The following is a 16803-nucleotide window of genomic DNA, read 5'->3' on the forward strand; positions in this document are numbered from 1 at the left end:
CTCCTGGACCGCGGTGCGGTCCCTGTCAGAAATTTCCTTTCAACCAGCCCTTGAGTTTTGCCAGCGCTGGAATCCCTTCCCATCCACCACGCTGGGAGACGTCATCACGCCTGGGTTGCGCTGTTATCACTCGGCCCTCTCGGCCGCGCCCGTGCCGGGCCTCCTGGAGGGCGTAATGTAGCAAACCTACCCCGGTAGAATAAATCGGATTGCGAACGACATCGGACAGGCCGCTGACCCTGTGCGGGCAGGCGATTCTCACCGGCATATGGAAAATTTCTTCCGCCAGCTCGACGACCCCCTCCATGCGCGAGGTGCCTCCGGTCAGCACCACGCCCGCGGCTACCAGATCCTCATAGCCGCTGCGCCTCAGTTCATCACGAATCAGGGTGAAGAGCTCCTCGTAGCGAGGCTCCACCACTTCCGCCAGCGCCTGGCGCGATAGGTCGCGCGACGGGCGGTCGCCCACGCTCGGCACCTTGATCATCTCGTCGCTGGAGGCTAGCTGGGTCAAGGCGCAGGCATACTTGACCTTGATCTCTTCGGCGTACTGGGTCGGCGTACGCAGGGCCATGGCGATATCGTTGGTCACCTGGTCGCCCGCGATGGGAATCACGGCCGTGTGCCGGATGGCGCCTTCGGTGAAAACGGCAATATCGGTGGTCCCGCCGCCGATATCCACCATGCAGACGCCAAGCTCGCGCTCGTCCTCGGTCAGTACCGCCATGCTGGAGGCCAACTGCTCGAGAATGATGGCATCGACCTCCAGGCCGCAGCGGCGTACGCACTTGTCGATGTTCTGCACCGCATTGAGCGCGGCCGTAACCAGATGAACGCGGGCCTCGAGGCGAACTCCGGACATGCCGAGCGGCTCGCGAATGCCTCCCTGGGTGTCGATGGCGAACTCTTGCGGCAGCACATGCAGCACCCGCTGCCCTTCCGAAATGGCCCTGGCCCTTGCGGAGTCGATCACGCGGTCGATATCGGAGGGGGTGACTTCGCGCTCCTTGATGGCGACCACCCCATCGGAATTCATCGAGCTGATATGACTGCCGGCAACCCCGACATACACGGAATGGATATCGCAGCCGGCCATCAGCTCGGCTTCTTCCACCGCGCGCTGGATGGACTGCACGGTAGATTCGATATTGATGACAACGCCTTTTTTCATCCCCCGCGAGGGATGCGAACCGATACCCGCAATTTCGATACCGCCGTCATCGGTTGGCTGCCCAACAATCGCCACCACCTTGGACGTTCCGATATCCAGCCCGACTACCATGTTTGAGGAATTGGAAGTGACTGCCATGTGTCGGAAAATCTCCTGAAACTTGGTCCGCTGGGCATCCATTTATTCTGATGAAAGTCATTGCGCCCATTATAGGAACAACCGGCCTTAGACCACCAGCCCAATACAGAAAACAAAGGTCACGATACGGCTTATTTCAGATAAATGAAACCACGCAGGCTTAACTCACTCACACTGCCGGAACGAACTTCAACGCACCGTTCAACCCGCGTCCTGATCCTCTTCCTCTTCGATTTCCGTCTCGCCGTGCCAGGCTACCGCCACGCCGTTGGGGTAGCGCAGGTCGATGTAGCGTATATGCATGGCCTGGGCCCCCAACTGCCGCTGCCAGGCGGCCCCCAGCCTGGCCAGGCGGGCATCCCGGTCGCTGCGTCCCAGCATCACCCAGACTCCGTCGTCCAGCTGGATGCGCCAGGCGCCCCGTGGCTCCAGGCGCAGCTGAGAGATACGCACGCCCAGCGCATCGAAGCGCGGCGTAAGCCTGGCATAATAGGCCAGCACTTCGGCTCCGCTGCCGTCCGGCCCGGCCAGGTCCGGCAGGCCTTCCGGCGGCGTTACCGGGGCAAAGGCAAAGGGCTCGCCCTCGGGATTGAGCAGGAAGTCGTCGTTCCAGCGTGCCATTGGCACCTGCTCGATCAGCTCGAACGCCAGGCCGTAGGGCCACTCACGAGCGATGCTGACCTCGGCCAGCCAGTCGATCTCACGCGCCATGCGACGCAGTTCCGGCAGGTTGGCCGACAGCCAGGTCTCGCCCTGCACCAGCGGTGCAATTTGGGAACGCAGGTAGTCGGCGCTGACATGGCTGAGCTCACCGCGGATCGAGACCCGCTCGATAGGCCGGTCCAGCCATAGCCAGAGTGCGCGACCGCCTGCTCCCAGCACCAGCAGCAACAGCAGCAGACCCATCATTGAGCCGCGGTTGCTCATGCCGGTCTCGGCTCCAGCGTAGTTGCCAATATCTGTTTCACCAAATCGACGAAGTCGATCCCGATATGGGCGGCGGCCTGCGGCACCAGGCTGTGATCGGTCATTCCAGGCGAAGTGTTGACCTCGATCAGCCAGAACTTGCCCTCGGCGTCGCGCAGCACGTCGACCCGCCCCCAGCCCTCACCACCGACGGCCTGAAACGCCTGCTGACACAGCTCGCCGAGCTCCGCTTCGTCCGCAGGCGCAAGCCCGCAGGGCAGGTGGTACAAAGTATCGTTGGACACGTACTTGGCGTCGTAGTCGTAGAAGCCGCCCGGCACCTCGACGCGGATGGCCGGCAACACCCGCTCACCCAACAGCGACACCGTGTATTCGTCCCCAGCGACATAGCGCTCGGCCATCACCCGTGCATCGAAGCGAGCGGCCTCGCGGTAAGCGGCCTCGAGCTCCTCGGCGCTCCGGACGATGCTGATCCCAAGGGTCGAGCCTTCATGGACCGGCTTGACCACCAGCGGCAGGCCAAGTTCAGCAACCACCTGATGCCAGTCGCTATCGAGCCCCAGCATGAGCGAAGGCGGCGTGGGCAGTCCCAGGGCCCGCCACACCAGCTTGGTGCGCTGCTTGTCCATTCCTAGCGCCGATGCCAGCACGCCGCTGCCGGTATAAGGGATACCGAGCAGCTCCAGGGCTCCCTGCAGGGTGCCATCCTCGCCCCCGCGCCCATGCAGGGCGATGAAGACGCGATCAGGGCACAGCGCCTCGAGCCCGACCAGCCCCCCTTCGGCAGGGTCGTAGCCAATCGCATCGATACCGGCCCCCTGCAGTGCAGCCAGCACGGCAGCACCACTCTTGAGCGAGACCTCGCGCTCGGCCGAATTGCCGCCGTAGAGCACGACGACGCGCCCGAACCGCTGCTCCTGACTCATGACGCCAGCTCCCGCAGATCGAGGCGGCTTTCGGCCAGGCGCAGGGCGATGCCCCCCACGTCGCCCGCTCCCTGAGCGATGAGAATATCGTCGGCTCGCAGCACCTTCGAAAGCAGGGCCGGCAGCTCTGCCTTGTCCTGCACGAAGATCGGGTCGATGCCGCCGCGCTGGCGGATCGAACCGGCCAGGGCGCGGCCATCGGCGCCGGGGATCGGCGTCTCGCCGGCACTGTAGACATCCAGCAGCAGCAGCACGTCGACCTCGCCCAGCACTCGCACGAAATCCTCGTACAGGTCGCGCGTACGGGTATAGCGATGGGGCTGGTAGATCATTACCAGGCGGCGCTGGGGCCAGCCGGCGCGCACGGCCCTGATGACCATGTCCACCTCACGCGGGTGGTGCCCATAATCGTCGACCAGCATCACTTCGCCCACACCGCCGGGGGGCGGAAAGTGGCCATGCACCTGGAAACGACGCCCCACCCCGGCAAAGGCCGCCAGGCCACGCACGATGGCGGCGTCGTCCACGCCGGCATCGGTCGCCACTACGATAGCAGCCAGGGCGTTGAGCGCATTGTGCCGTCCGGGCATGGCAAGGCGTACCTGGAGCGGCGCCAGGCCGTCCGGACGCAGCGCGGTGAAGCGCACTTCGCCGGCCTCTTGCACGAAGTCGGTCACCCGGTAGTCGGCATCTTCGCTGAACCCATAGGTGACAAAATGCCGGTGAACCTGGCTGAGCAGCCCGCGCACATGCTCATCATCGACGCACAGGATTGCCATGCCGTAGAACGGCAGGTTGTGCAGAAACTCGATGAAGGTGCGCCGGAGGCGATCGAAATCACCACCGTAGGTGCTCATGTGGTCGGCGTCGATGTTGGTGACGATCGACACCATCGGCTGCAGGTGCAGGAAAGAAGCGTCGGACTCGTCCGCCTCGGCAACCAGGTAGTCGCCCTCGCCCAGCCGCGCATTGGCGCCGGCGCTGGTCAGCTTACCGCCGATAACGAAGGTCGGGTCGAGTCCGCCTTCGGCCAGCAGGGTCGCGGTCAGGCTGGTGGTGGTCGTCTTGCCGTGGGTACCGGCCACGGCGATGCCGTGGCGAAAACGCATCAGTTCCGCCAGCATCTCCGCCCGTCTCACCACCGGCACACGATGCTCCTGGGCCCAGCGAATTTCAGGATTTGTCTCGTCCACCGCCGACGAGACCACTACCACGTCGGCGTCCCGGGCATGCTCGGCGGCATGGCCGATGGCCACCTGGATGCCGTGTTCGCGCAGCCGGGCCGTTACCGTGGACTCCTTCAGGTCACTGCCGCTGACCCGGTAGCCCTGGTTGGCCAGGACTTCGGCTATGCCGCACATACCGGCACCGCCGACGCCGACGAAATGGATGCTCCGTATGCGGCGCATCCCCAAGCCCCGCCCGTGGCGAGACGGCGTTGCCTGACCGGGAACCGGTCCTAGAGTGCTATCGCTCAATCGCTATCTCCATACAGCCGGCCACCATCTGCTCGACGGCGTCGAGGTGCGCGCATGCTCTCGCACGTAGCGCCATGGCAGCGAGAATATCGGGATGCAGCAGCGCCTGCAGACGTTCGGCAAGCGCCGCTGCGGTCATGGTATCCTGCGGCATCAGCTCGGCCGCGCCGGCCTCCACCAATGCCGCTGCATTAGCCGTCTGGTGGTCGTCAACGGCATGGGGGAACGGCACGAACAGCGCCGGCTTGGCCGCAGCAGCCAGTTCGGCAACGGTCAAGGCACCAGCCCGGCAGACCACCAGGTCGGCCCAGTCGTAGGCGGTTGCCATATCGTCGATGAAGTCACTCACCTCTGCGCTGACCCCGTTGGCGAGGTAACCGTCGCGAGTGGCGCTATCCTTGTCGCGTCCGGCCTGGTGCCGCACTTCGGGGCGCACGTCCTCGGGCAGCCTGGCTAGCGCCTCGGGCAGGCGTTCGTTGAGCGCCAGGGCACCGAGCGAGCCACCTATAACCAACAGCCGCAGCGGACGGTCGTGCATCGCCTGGGCGTCTCGCGGCGCTTCGCCCAGCGCGGCGATCTCCCCACGCACCGGATTGCCGACCACCACGCCGCGCCCGGGAAAGGCCTGGGCGAAGGCGGCATAGACGCGCCGCGCGAGCCGCGATAGGGCCCGATTGGTCATGCCGGCCACGGCATTCTGTTCATGGATCACCAGCGGACGTCGTAACAGCCAGGCCGCCAACCCGCCCGGGCCGCTGGCAAACCCCCCCAGTCCCACCACCAGCACCGGGTCGAGGCGGCGGATGATCCTTGCCGCCTGCCATACGGCGCGGGTCAGGTGAAAGGGCGCCGACAGCCAGCCGGCAACACCCTTACCGCGAAGGCCGGCCACCGAAATGCGATGCAACGGAAGGCCCGCCTGGGGCACCAGCCGGTTCTCGATCCCGCGTGGGCTGCCGAGCCAGTGTACCTCGACCCCTTCGGCTGCCAGTCCGCGCGCCAGCGACAACGCCGGCACCACGTGGCCGCCGGTCCCCCCCGCCATGATCAACACAGGGCGTGTCTCAGCTCGACTCACTTGTACGCTCCATGTCCGTTGATACGCGGTTCGCGTCGCTCTCCCGCGACCTCGCGTGGCGCCGTGGGACTTGCCCGGCGCAGCGCTTGGCGTGTCTCGATATCGGCCCGCAGCAGCAGCGCCACCATCATGGCACTGATCAACAGGCTGGAACCACCGTAGCTCAGCAGCGGCAGGGTCAGGCCCTTGGTGGGCAGCATTCCGGTGCTGACGGCGATGTTGATGAAGGCCTGCGCCCCGATCACCAGGGCAATGCCGTAGCTGGCGTAGGCCGCGAAGGCAAGTCCGGCAAGCTCGGCGCGCCGCCCCACCGCCATCGCGCGATAGATCAGCAGCGCGAACAACCCGACCACCGCGATGGCGCCGAACAGCCCCAGCTCTTCGGCCAGTACCGCGAAGACGAAGTCAGTGTGGGCCTCAGGCAGATAGAACAGCTTCTGAACGCTATTGCCGAGGCCCATGCCGAACCAGTGGCCGCGACCAAAGGCGATCAGCGCCTGGGTCAGCTGGTAGCCGCTGGCAAACTGATCCGCCCAGGGATCGGAGAAGCTGGTCAGGCGCGCCAGGCGATAGGGTTCGGCGATGGCGACGTAAAAGCCCAGTAGGCCAACTGCCGCCAGGATGATGACGAAGCGGCCCCAGGGTGCACCGGCCATGAGCAGCATGCCCATCACGCAGCCGGTCATCACCACCACCGCACCGTAGTCGGGCTCCAGGATCAGCAGTACGGCGATCACACCCATCACCATCAGCGGCCGCAGGAACGCCCCCCAGTAGCGACGCACATCCGGCAGGAAGCGCTCCAGGTAGCCGGCCATGTAGACGATCAGGCACAGCTTTGCCACTTCCGACACCTGCAGGTTGAAAGGGATCCCAGGGATCGAAAGCCAGCGCCGACTGCCGTTGACCTCACGACCGACCAGCAGCACCAGCACCAGCAGCGCCATGCTCACCAGCAGCAGGAGGGGACCGTTTGCCCGCCACCAGGCCAGGGGCGCGCGCAGGGTCAGCACGCCGGCCGTCATGGCCATAACCACGAAGATTGCGTGGCGCTGGCTGAAATACCAGGGGTTGCCGGTCAACCCGGCCGCCACTTCGGTGGACGCCGAGCTCACCATTACCCAGCCGATCAACATCAGTGAGACCGACGCCAGCAGCAGCCAGCCGTCGAACGGCTTGTCGGCCATCGACAGCCGTGCCCTCCATTTCGCCAAGCGTAACAGGCGCAAGCGCTTCATTGGCCTTCTCTCCCCTTGATGTGGCGACTCACCCATCGGCAGAAGGCATCGCCGCGTGCCTGGTAGTTGGCGAACTGGTCGAGGCTGGCACAGGCGGGCGAGAGCAGCACGCAGTCGCCAGGCTGGGCGATCTGGCTGGCGCGTGCCAGCGCAGCCTCCAGGTCGGCCACCACCGTGGTGGCGACCTGGCCTTCAAGCGCCTGCGCTAGGCGCTGTGCATCGCAGCCGAACAGTACCGCCTCGCGGCCGTAGCGGGCCAGCGGCGCCGCCAGCGGGCGGAAGTCCGCTCCCTTGCCCACGCCTCCTGCCAGCAGCACCAGCCGGCCGGCAAGCGTCGGCCCAATCCCGGCCAAGGCGGCCAGGGTCGCCCCGACATTGGTGCCTTTCGAATCGTTGATCCAGCGCACGCCGGCGACATCGGCCACCACCTCGCCACGATGGGGCAGGCCTTCGAAGCGGCGCAGCACGCGGCACATGGCCGCCATCGGCAAGCCCAGGCGATGACCCATGGCCAGAGCCGCCAGGGCATTGGCCTGGTTGTGCCGGCCGGCCAGGCGAACCTCGTCGGCGGGCATCAACCTCTCTTCACCGTGCATCAACCAGTCGCGCCCTGCGTGGTGGGCAATGCCCCAGGCGTCGCCTTGCGGAATCGCGGTGGTGAAGTAGTCCAGGTGCGGCAGCGGTGCCGCCGGCCAAGTCTGGGGATCTTCGGCATTCACCACGCCATGGTGGGCGCCACGGAAGATGGCCAGCTTGGCCGCCCGGTACTCGGCCATGCCGCCGTGACGGTCCAGATGGTCTTCCGAGAGGTTGAGGAAGGCGGCGCTATGCGCGCCTAACCAGGGCGTGGTATCGAGCTGGAAGCTGGACAGCTCGAGCACATAGAGCTCGGCATCCAGCTCGCTCGCCAGCAGGTCAAGTGCCGGGGTGCCCAGGTTGCCCCCCACGGCTACACGGCGCCCCGCTTCACGTGCCATCTCGCCGAGCAGGGTGGTCACCGTCGACTTGGCATTCGAACCGGTAATGGCAGCGATCGGCGCCCGGCAGGCACGCACAAACAGCGCGATCTCGCCCACCACCAGCGGTTCATCGTTCGCCGTTCGACGCCTATGGCGCAGTTCGGCCAGTCCCGGCGTACGCAGGTCGATGCCCGGACTGACGACGATTTCCTCCGCCTCGCTCATGTCGAGCGCCTCCAGGGGCCCGCAGTAAAGCGCCACCTGCGGATGCGCGGATTGGAACTCCTCAACCCCGGGCGGCGCGCTGCGTGTGTCCGCCACCATAAAGGGCACGCCAAGGCGCGCTAGATGTCGACAGATCGCACGACCCGACACACCCAGCCCTACCACCAGCGTCACGCCCTTAGGCACCTTGTGCATGCTCGCCTCCTTGTCCCGCACTGCGCCGGCGCCGGGATTCAGCGGATCTTGAGAGTGGCCAGGCCGACCAGCACCAGAATCACGGTAATGATCCAGAAGCGCACGATGACCCGCGGCTCGGGCCAGCCCTTGAGCTCATAGTGATGATGCAGCGGCGCCATGCGGAAGATGCGCCGGCCGGTCAGCTTGTAGGACGCGACCTGTAGGATCACCGAGACCGTTTCCATCACGAAGATGCCGCCCATGATGAACAGCACGATCTCCTGGCGCACAATGACCGCCACCACGCCCAGCGCGGCGCCAAGGGCCAGGGCCCCCACATCGCCCATGAAGACCTGAGCCGGATAGGTGTTGAACCACAGGAAACCGAGACCGGCACCGGCAATGGTGGCACAGAACACCGCCAGCTCCCCCGCCCCAGTGATATTGGGTATCTGCAGATAGTTGGCGAAGACCGCGTTGCCGCTGGCATAGGCGAATACCGCCAGCCCCATGGCCACCATGACCGTGGGCATGATCGCCAGGCCGTCCAGCCCATCCGTGAGATTGACGGCATTGGAGCTGCCGACGATCACGAGGTACGTCAGCACGATGTAGAACACTCCGAGGGGGATCACGATGTCCTTGAACAACGGCACGATCAGGCTGGTCTCGACCGCGCTGGTGGCGGTGACATAAAGCACCGCCGCCGTCAGCAGGCCGAACACGGATTGCCAGAAATACTTCCAGCGCGCGGGCAGGCCGCGCGGATTCTTTTCCACCACCTTGCGGTAGTCATCCACCCAGCCGATGGCGCCGAAACCCAGCGTCACCATCAGCACGATCCACACGAAGCGATTGCTCAGGTCCGCCCACAGCAGCGTGCTCGCAGCAATCGCCATCAGGATCATCGCCCCACCCATGGTGGGCGTCCCCGCCTTGGAAAGATGCGACTGCGGGCCGTCGTCGCGAACGGCCTGGCCGATCTGCCGTTCGACCAGGCGGCGAATCATCAGGGGGCCGAACCACAGGCACAGTAGCAGCGCCGTCACGGTTCCCAGAATCATGCGCAGGGTGAGATAGTTGAAGACATTGAAGGCGCTCTGGTACTGCGCCAGGAAATTCGCCAGATAGAGCAGCATGTGTTGCGTTCACCTTGATGCGTCGGCGCGCAGGGCTGCCACGACCTGTTCCATTCCTGCGCTGCGCGACCCCTTGATCAGTACGCAGGCCCCTTCGGGCAAATGGTCCAGGGCGTGGCGCAGCAGCGCCTCGCGGTCATTGAAATGGTACCCACCCACCCCGAAGGCATCGCTGGCCGGCTTCGCCAGCGCCCCGCAGGTACCGAGCACGTCGATCCCAAGTTCCCGTGCGTAGCACCCGACCTCGGCATGCAGCCGGTCGGACGCCTCTCCCAATTCCCCCATGCCGCCAAGCAGGCACCAGCGCGGCCCGGGCAATTCGGCCAGCAATGATAGGGCTGCCTTGACGGCACCAGGGTTGGCATTATACGTGTCGTTCAGCAGGCGACAGCCGCGCAAGCCCGGTTCCGGGCTCAGGCGCCCAGGCATGGGCGCAGCCGCTGCCAGCCCGGCCAGCACCTGGTCGGACGGCAGCCCAAGCGCCAGCCCGCCCGCGGCGGCAGCCAGGGCGTTGGCGACGCTGTGGCGGCCCAGCAGGCCGAGCCGCACTCGGCCCAGCGGCTGGCCGTCCAGAACAAGCGTGAAAGCATAACGCCCAAGATCATCGCAAGCTAGCTCGGTCGCCTGCACCCGCCCACCCGGCGACAGGCCGAAGTCCAGCACCGCGCGCGGCGCGGCCAGGCGTGACCAGAGCGGAAAATAGGCGTCATCGCGATTCAGCACGGCTACGCCATCCGCAGGCAGCCCGACGAGGATTTCGGCCTTGGCCTGGGCGATGCAGCCCATGCCGCCGAACTCGCCAACGTGGGCACCGGTGACATTAGTGATGACCGCCACCTGCGGCTCGGCCAGCGTGGCCGTCCAGGCGATCTCGCCCAGGTGGTTTGCGCCCAGCTCTACCACCGCCCGCACATGGCGCGGCTGCAGCGACAGCAGGGTAAGCGGCGCGCCGATGTCGTTGTTGAGATTGCCGCGGGTGGCCAGCGTGGACCCGCTGCGTCCCAGGATAAGTGCCAGCAGTTCCTTGACGCTGGTCTTGCCGCTGTTGCCGGTCACGGCGATCAGCGGCCCGGCCCAGGCGCGCCGACGCTCACGCCCCAGCAGGCCCAGCGCCAGGCGGGTATCGGCCACGACCAGCTGGGGCAACGGGTCGTCCACCGGGCGTTCGACCAGCGCGGCGCACGCGCCGGCCTCCCGGGCCTGGGTCAAAAATGCATGAGCATCGAAGCGCTCGCCGCGCAGAGCGATAAACAGCGCCCCGGGCGTCAGCTGTCGGGTATCGGTGGTGATGCCGGTGAGTGCCAGGTCGCGCTCGGGCGGCGCCAGGTTAAGCGCCTCGGCCACCTGACTCAGGGAAGCGAGGCCACAGCTATCCATTGCTGCCTCCCCGGCGACGCTCGAGCGCCTCGTTCGCCCGGCTGACATCGCAGAACGGCTGCCGCATGCCCGCGATCTCCTGATAGTTCTCGTGCCCCTTGCCGGCAATCAGCACCACGTCCCCCGCGGCGGCTTCGGCCACGACGCGGGCGATGGCCTCGCCACGTTCGCCGATCTCCCAGGCCTCAGCGCGCACCTCGGCGGGCAGCCCTGCCAGGATCTGCTGGCGGATCGCGTCGGGTGGCTCGCTGCGAGGATTGTCATCGGTCACGACGATTCGGTCGGCGTGACGCGCCGCCACGGCCGCCATCAATGGCCGCTTGCCGGCATCGCGATCCCCGCCGCAGCCGAACAGGCACCACAGCCGACCGCCGCCCGGCAGGTGCGCACGTAGCGCCGTCAGGGCATTCTCGAGAGCGTCCGGGGTGTGGGCATAGTCGACGACCACGCCGGGCCCCGCTGAAGCGGGCAACCGCTGCATGCGGCCCGGCACCGGGGTCAGCCGGGCAGCCGCCTCGAACAGTGACGTCAGCGGCGAACCCAGCCCGTACAGTGTCGCGATGGCGATCAGCACGTTGTCGAGATTGAAACGCCCCATCAGCGACAGCGCAAGGGTCATGTCGCCTTCGGGCGTCGCCACGCGGGCGACCTGCCCCGACTCGCGTGGGGTCCACTCCGCTACCCGCAGCGTGGCCGCCGGGTCGTTGCCTACCGCCAGCACGCGCACGCCCGGCGCAACGCCAGCCAGCATCAGGCGCGCCAATGGATCGTCGGCATTGACCACCGCCAGCGAAAGCTCGGGGCGGCGGAACAGGCGCGCCTTGGCGGCGGCATAGGCAGCCATGCTGCCGTGGTAGTCCAAGTGGTCGCGGCTCAGGTTGGTAAACACACCAGCGGTGATCCGGCACCCATCGAGACGCCCCTGATCGAGCGCATGGGATGAGACCTCCATGGCGATACGGCTCATGCCGTCACGCGCCATGGTGCCCAAGGCGGCCTGCAGCGCCAGCGGTCCCGGTGTGGTCAGCGCGCCCGCGGTCAGCGCGCCGGGTCGGCCATGCCCCAGTGTGCCGAGCACGCCGCTGTCTCGGCCCAGCGCCAGGCTCAGCTCGGCCAGGTAGTGGGTCACCGAACTCTTGCCATTGGTACCGGTCACGCCGATCACTTCCAGCGTTTCCGGCACCTCGAACAGGTACTGCCCCAGCTCCCCGAGCCGCTGGCGCAGGAAGGGCAGCCCGATCACCTGCGGGTGCCGCGCCATGCCCTCCGCGACATCGCTGGCCTCGAGGTGGTAGAGCACCCAGCGGGCGCCGGCGGCCAGCGCCTGGTCGAGAAATCGTCGTCCATCCACGGCGACTCCGGGCACGGCGACGAAGACATCGCCCGGCGCCACGCGCCGGCTGTCCAGCTCGAGTCGCAACGGCGTCTCGGCGGCAAGGCCGGGCATCTCCAGCCCGGGCCAACAGCGCCGCAGCGCGGCTTGAAGACGGGAGGCACTTACCTGCATCAAGAGGTCTCCGCATGGAATGGCACGGGCATCATCGGGCACGCTGGTCTGGAGGGACATCCAGCAGGCGCAGCGCACTGCCGGTCACCCGCGAGAACACCGGTGCCGCCACGGCACCGCCGAAGTAATCACCGCCTCGCGGATGGTCGATCATCACGATGGTCACGATGCGCGGGTCCGACACCGGGGCAACGCCGGCAAACAGGCTGCGGTAGGCATTCTGCTCATAGCCAGTGGCCGAGGTCTTGCGCACGGTGCCGGTCTTGCCGGCCACGCGATAACCCGGCACCGCCGCCCGCCGTCCGCCCGTACCCGGCTGCACCGATTCTTCCATGATCCGCAGCAGATCGTAGGCCACCGACGGTTCGATGGCCGGCAGGCCCGGTGGCGTGTCAGGCAGTTTCAGCAGCGAAGGCTGCATGCGCACGCCCTCATTGGCCAGGGCGGTATAGGCGCTGGCCAGCTGCAGGGCCGAAACGGAGAGACCATAGCCGTAGGAGAGTGCCGCCCACTGGCTGCGCGACCAGCGCACCGGCGCCGGCATGTGGCCGACCGCTTCGCCCGGGAAACCGGTCTCGGTACTCTGGCCGAAGCCCAGCCGACGGTAAAGGTCGGGCACCAGCGGGTCGTCGAGCGCCAGCACCAGCCGTGACATGCCGATGTTGGACGATTTCTCGAGGATCCCGGCCAGGTCCAGGCGGCCGTAGTTGCGAATATCGCGGATGGTGAAGCGGTCGATACGCATCCAGCCCGGCGATGTGTCCACCACCACGTCGCGGCTAAACTGGCCGCTCTCCATGATCGCGGCCATGGCCAGCGGCTTCATGACCGAGCCGGGCTCGAAGACGTCCACGATGGCCTGGTTACGCAGCCCGCGGGGATCCAAGCCCGCGCGGTTGTTGGGATTGTAAGAAGGCTGGTTGGCCATGGCCAACACTTCGCCGGTGCGCGCATCCATCATGACTACGACCCCGCCATCGGCCTGATGCTCAGCCACCGCGGCCTTCAACTCGCGATAGGCCATGTACTGCAGGCGCTGGTCGATGGAGAGGACCAGATCGCCTCCCGGCTGCGCCTCACGCAGCAGCGCGAGGTCGCGCACCAGGCGCCCCCGGCGATCCTTGATCACCCGACGCTGGCCCGGCGTGCCGGCCAGGTAGGGCTGATAGGCAAGCTCGACCCCCTCCTGACCCATGTCGTCGACGTTGGTCACCCCCAGCAGCTGCGCGGCCACTTCACCGGCCGGGTAGTAGCGCTTGTACTCGTGCTGGGCATAGACGCCCGTCATGCGCAGGTCAAGCACGCGCTGGGCCGCCTCCGGAGTGAGCTGGCGGCGCAAGAACATGAACTCGCGGTGGGCAAAACGCTCGAGCCTGGCATCGAGGTCGTTGAGATCCATGCCCAGCGCCTGGGCCAACATCAAGCGCTGGATACGATCCTCCGGTAACTCCTGAGGGTTGGCCCAGAGCGTGACCACGGGCGTCGAGATCGCCAGCGGCTCGCCGTGGCGGTCGGTAATCATGCCGCGGTGGGCGGTCAGTGACTCGGTGCGCAGGATCCGGGCATCGCCCTGCCCTTGCAGGAAGGTACGGTCGACCACATGCAGCGTCACGATACGCCCGGCCAGCATCAACAGGCCGATGATGACCAGCCCCAGCACCAGGGCATAGCGCGCTCCGCCCATGGGCTTAATCGGCAGGCGCCGCCGCGAGGGGCTACTGCGAACGTCGGCGCTCATGGCCGTATGACCTCGACTTCATTGACATCGGGCAGGCGCATCTCAAGCCGCTCGGTGGCCAGACGCTCGATGCGTGCGGGAGATGACCAGGCGCTCTCTTCCAGCAGCAGCTGCCCCCATTCGGTCTGCAGCTGGTCGCGCTCGCGCTCCAGCTGCTGCAGCCGGGCATATTGCTCGCGGGTGAGATGACTGGTGTTGATCACGGCCATGGCGCTGGCCAGGCACGCCAGGACCAGCGTGACCACCAGCAGCAGGCGAAAGCTCAGCAGGCGCCCAAACGGCCAGTTGGCGAGTTCCGTGCGGGTAGGCAGTCGTCCTTGCAGCATGGCGGGCCTCAGCGCAGCTTGCGCGCGGCGCGCATCACGGCGCTGCGTGCCCGGGGATTACCCGCCACTTCCTCTGCGGAAGGACGCTGCGCCTTGCCTAGCGCCTCCAGCCGCCTGGCCAGTTGGTCATCACGCAGCGGCACGCCCTTGGGTACATCGACGTCGCCTCGCACGTGCTCCCGGATGAAGCGCTTGACCCGCCGGTCTTCCAGCGAATGGAAGCTGATCACGACCAGGTGCCCGCCGGGTGCCAGGGCTTCAAGCGCGGCCTGCAGCGCGGCGTCAAGCTGGTCGAGCTCACCGTTGATGTGAATACGCAGCGCCTGGAAGGCACGGGTGGCCGGGTGCTTGCCTTTTTCCCAGGCCGGATGGGCAGTCTTGAGCACTTCCGCCAGATCGGCCGTGCGCGTGAACGGGCGCTCGGTGCGCCGGCTCACCACGGCCTTGGCCAGGCGCCTGGCGAAGCGCTCCTCGCCGTAGACCTTGAACACCCGGGCGATGTCCGCCTCGCTTGCCCGCGCCAGCCACTCGGCCACGCTCTCGCCACGGGTGGGATCCATGCGCATGTCCAGCGGCCCGTCGCGCAGGAAGCTGAAGCCCCGCTCCGGGTCGTCCAGCTGCGGCGACGAGACGCCGACATCGAGCAGCACCCCGTCCAGGCGACCATAAAGGTCATGGCGGCGTGCCAGCTCGCCTAGGCGGGCGAACTCGCCCTGCTCGATGGCAAAGCGGGGGTCGTCGATGGCGCGGGCGGCGGCAATGGCCTGGGGATCGCGATCGATGGCCAGCAGGCGCCCTTCCGGCGCCAGGCGCTCAAGAATCGCACGGGAGTGGCCTCCGCGACCAAAGGTGCCATCCAGGTAGGCACCGCGCGGATCGTTGACGAGCGCCTCGACGGCGCCATCCAACAGGACGCTGGCATGACGGAAGCCGCGGTGGGCCGGTTCAGATGCGGTCGACGACATGCGCTTCCCTGAGGTATCGGTAACGAAATTTATGCCCCGGCCTGATGACCGATATCGGGAGGTATGGAAAACAAGGGAGTCGGCCGATAAGCCGGGTTCTGTCGAGGACAGTCATTCATCTAGGAGCCGCGTCACCACGGCCCTCAAGCAACCTACCCGAACCCAGCGCGGGCCACGCCATCGGGTTCCTATTTGGTCTTGCTCCGGGTGGGGTTTACCATGCCACGCGCTGTTGCCAGCCGTGCGGTGCGCTCTTACCGCACCCTTTCACCCTTGCCGGCCTCCCGCAGGAGACGTAGGCGGTCTGCTCTCTGCTGCACTTTCCGTCGGCTCGCGCCGCCCAGGCGTTACCTGGCACCCTGCCCTATGGAGCCCGGACTTTCCTCCCTCGCCAGCCACCACGAGGATGGCAGGCAACGGCGACTGTCTGGCCGACTCCGAGCGCAAGAATACCAGTGCACCCATGGCCTCTCAATGCCTTTCCACCCTGATTCAGCGCGACGGCTTCAGCGCCTGAGCCCGCTCGTACCAGGACTTCTTGCCGCCGCCCAGCAGGCGAGCCGCGACGGCCGCGGTCTGCTTGACACCCACCCCCTCGGCAAGCAGCGCCTCGAGCAACGCTTCGGCCTCCACGCTGCCTGGCACGTCGACGCCGTTCGACTCGGCGCCGCTCACCATCACCACAAACTCGCCACGCGCCTGGTCCGGGTCGTCTTCCATGCGCGCCAGCAGCGCCAGGGCCGTGCCTTCGAGAAAGGTCTCGAAGGTCTTGGTCAGTTCGCGCGCCAGCACCAGGCGCCGCTCGCCAAGCACCACCTGGAGATCCTCGAGCGTAGCGCGAATGCGATGGGGGGATTCGTAGAATACCAGCGTCTCCGCGTGGCGCTTGAGCGCCTCGAGTCGCTGCCTGCGCGACGAGGGCTTGGCTGGTAGAAAGCCGTGGAACAGGAAGCGGTCGGTTGGCAGCCCTGCAGCGCTTAGGGCCGCCACCAGCGCGCAAGGACCAGGCACCGGAACAACACGCCTCCCGCGGGCCCGCAGCTCACGCACCAGCACGAAACCCGGGTCGCTGATCAGCGGCGTACCGGCATCGCTGACCAGCGCGATGTCATCGCCCTCGACGAGACGCACATCTAGCTGCTCTACCCTGGCTGCTTCGTTGTGGTCATGCAGCGACAACATGGGTGTCGCCAAGCCCAGGTGGCGCAGCAGCTGGCGGGTGTGGCGCGTATCCTCGGCCGCGATCAACGCCACCTCGCCCAGTACGCGCGCCGCACGCGCCCCCAGATCCTCCAGATTCCCAATCGGCGTGGCGACCACGTACAATGTACCCATACTGATGCGAGACATATCGGCTCCTCGGGAGTCTGTCGGGCTGGCTACGATCATAACGAGACAACCGGGATTGAGCGCGCTTCGCGCACACCTAGAAGC

14 protein-coding genes and 1 other RNA gene are annotated in these 16803 nt (G+C 66.7%); all 15 read right to left on the reverse strand.

Annotated features, from left to right (window positions below; translation table 11 throughout):
• Positions 1-25: 25 nt before the first annotated feature.
• A complete protein-coding gene (gene ftsA, locus ACT7B3_RS11255; protein ID WP_445158005.1) occupies positions 26-1309 on the reverse strand; it encodes a cell division protein FtsA in 1284 nt (427 codons plus the stop codon).
• 201 nt (positions 1310-1510) lie between these two features.
• Positions 1511-2236: a cell division protein FtsQ/DivIB gene (locus tag ACT7B3_RS11260; protein ID WP_445158006.1), complete on the reverse strand. Its 726-nt coding sequence runs from the start codon at positions 2234-2236 to the stop codon at positions 1511-1513.
• A complete protein-coding gene (locus tag ACT7B3_RS11265) occupies positions 2233-3162 on the reverse strand; it encodes a D-alanine--D-alanine ligase (RefSeq protein WP_445158007.1) in 930 nt (309 codons plus the stop codon). The genes ACT7B3_RS11260 and ACT7B3_RS11265 overlap by 4 nt, the downstream gene beginning before the upstream one ends.
• On the reverse strand, positions 3159-4571 hold the full coding sequence (gene murC / locus ACT7B3_RS11270; RefSeq protein ID WP_445158008.1) for a UDP-N-acetylmuramate--L-alanine ligase: 1413 nt from the start codon (positions 4569-4571) through the stop codon (positions 3159-3161). The genes ACT7B3_RS11265 and murC overlap by 4 nt, the downstream gene beginning before the upstream one ends.
• Positions 4572-4629: 58 nt before the next feature.
• Entirely contained in the window at positions 4630-5685 is a 1056-nt protein-coding gene (gene murG / locus ACT7B3_RS11275) for an undecaprenyldiphospho-muramoylpentapeptide beta-N-acetylglucosaminyltransferase (protein ID WP_445158009.1), read from the reverse strand.
• Between the two features lie 29 nt (positions 5686-5714).
• On the reverse strand, positions 5715-6941 hold the full coding sequence (gene ftsW, locus ACT7B3_RS11280) for a putative lipid II flippase FtsW (RefSeq protein WP_445158873.1): 1227 nt from the start codon (positions 6939-6941) through the stop codon (positions 5715-5717).
• Between the two features lie 11 nt (positions 6942-6952).
• The gene (gene murD, locus ACT7B3_RS11285) at positions 6953-8335 is read right to left on the reverse strand and encodes a UDP-N-acetylmuramoyl-L-alanine--D-glutamate ligase (RefSeq protein WP_445158010.1); all 1383 of its coding nucleotides are present in this window, start codon (positions 8333-8335) and stop codon (positions 6953-6955) included.
• A gap of 38 nt (positions 8336-8373) precedes the next feature.
• Positions 8374-9456 (reverse strand): phospho-N-acetylmuramoyl-pentapeptide-transferase, encoded by a 1083-nt coding sequence (gene mraY, locus ACT7B3_RS11290; protein ID WP_445158011.1) that lies wholly within the window; start codon positions 9454-9456, stop codon positions 8374-8376.
• Positions 9457-9465: 9 nt separating this feature from the next.
• Positions 9466-10833 (reverse strand): UDP-N-acetylmuramoyl-tripeptide--D-alanyl-D-alanine ligase, encoded by a 1368-nt coding sequence (locus ACT7B3_RS11295; protein WP_445158012.1) that lies wholly within the window; start codon positions 10831-10833, stop codon positions 9466-9468.
• The gene (locus tag ACT7B3_RS11300; RefSeq protein WP_445158013.1) at positions 10826-12340 is read right to left on the reverse strand and encodes a UDP-N-acetylmuramoyl-L-alanyl-D-glutamate--2,6-diaminopimelate ligase; all 1515 of its coding nucleotides are present in this window, start codon (positions 12338-12340) and stop codon (positions 10826-10828) included. The genes ACT7B3_RS11295 and ACT7B3_RS11300 overlap by 8 nt, the downstream gene beginning before the upstream one ends.
• 31 nt (positions 12341-12371) lie before the next feature.
• Positions 12372-14078 carry a peptidoglycan D,D-transpeptidase FtsI family protein gene (locus tag ACT7B3_RS11305; RefSeq protein WP_445158014.1) on the reverse strand — a complete coding sequence of 569 codons (1707 nt, stop codon included), beginning with the start codon at positions 14076-14078 and terminating at the stop codon, positions 12372-12374.
• Positions 14075-14404 carry a cell division protein FtsL gene (gene ftsL / locus ACT7B3_RS11310; protein ID WP_444677300.1) on the reverse strand — a complete coding sequence of 110 codons (330 nt, stop codon included), beginning with the start codon at positions 14402-14404 and terminating at the stop codon, positions 14075-14077. The genes ACT7B3_RS11305 and ftsL overlap by 4 nt, the downstream gene beginning before the upstream one ends.
• Before the next feature lie 8 nt (positions 14405-14412).
• Complete coding sequence (gene rsmH / locus ACT7B3_RS11315) at positions 14413-15369, reverse strand: 16S rRNA (cytosine(1402)-N(4))-methyltransferase RsmH (protein WP_445158015.1); 957 nt, start codon at positions 15367-15369, stop codon at positions 14413-14415.
• 71 nt (positions 15370-15440) lie between these two features.
• Positions 15441-15808: RNase P RNA component class A (gene rnpB, locus ACT7B3_RS11320), an RNA gene on the reverse strand.
• Positions 15809-15861: 53 nt separating this feature from the next.
• The gene (gene rsmI, locus ACT7B3_RS11325; protein WP_445158016.1) at positions 15862-16719 is read right to left on the reverse strand and encodes a 16S rRNA (cytidine(1402)-2'-O)-methyltransferase; all 858 of its coding nucleotides are present in this window, start codon (positions 16717-16719) and stop codon (positions 15862-15864) included.
• Between the last annotated feature and the right edge of the window lie 84 nt (positions 16720-16803).

It is taken from the genome of Halomonas sp. E14, from assembly GCF_052568415.1.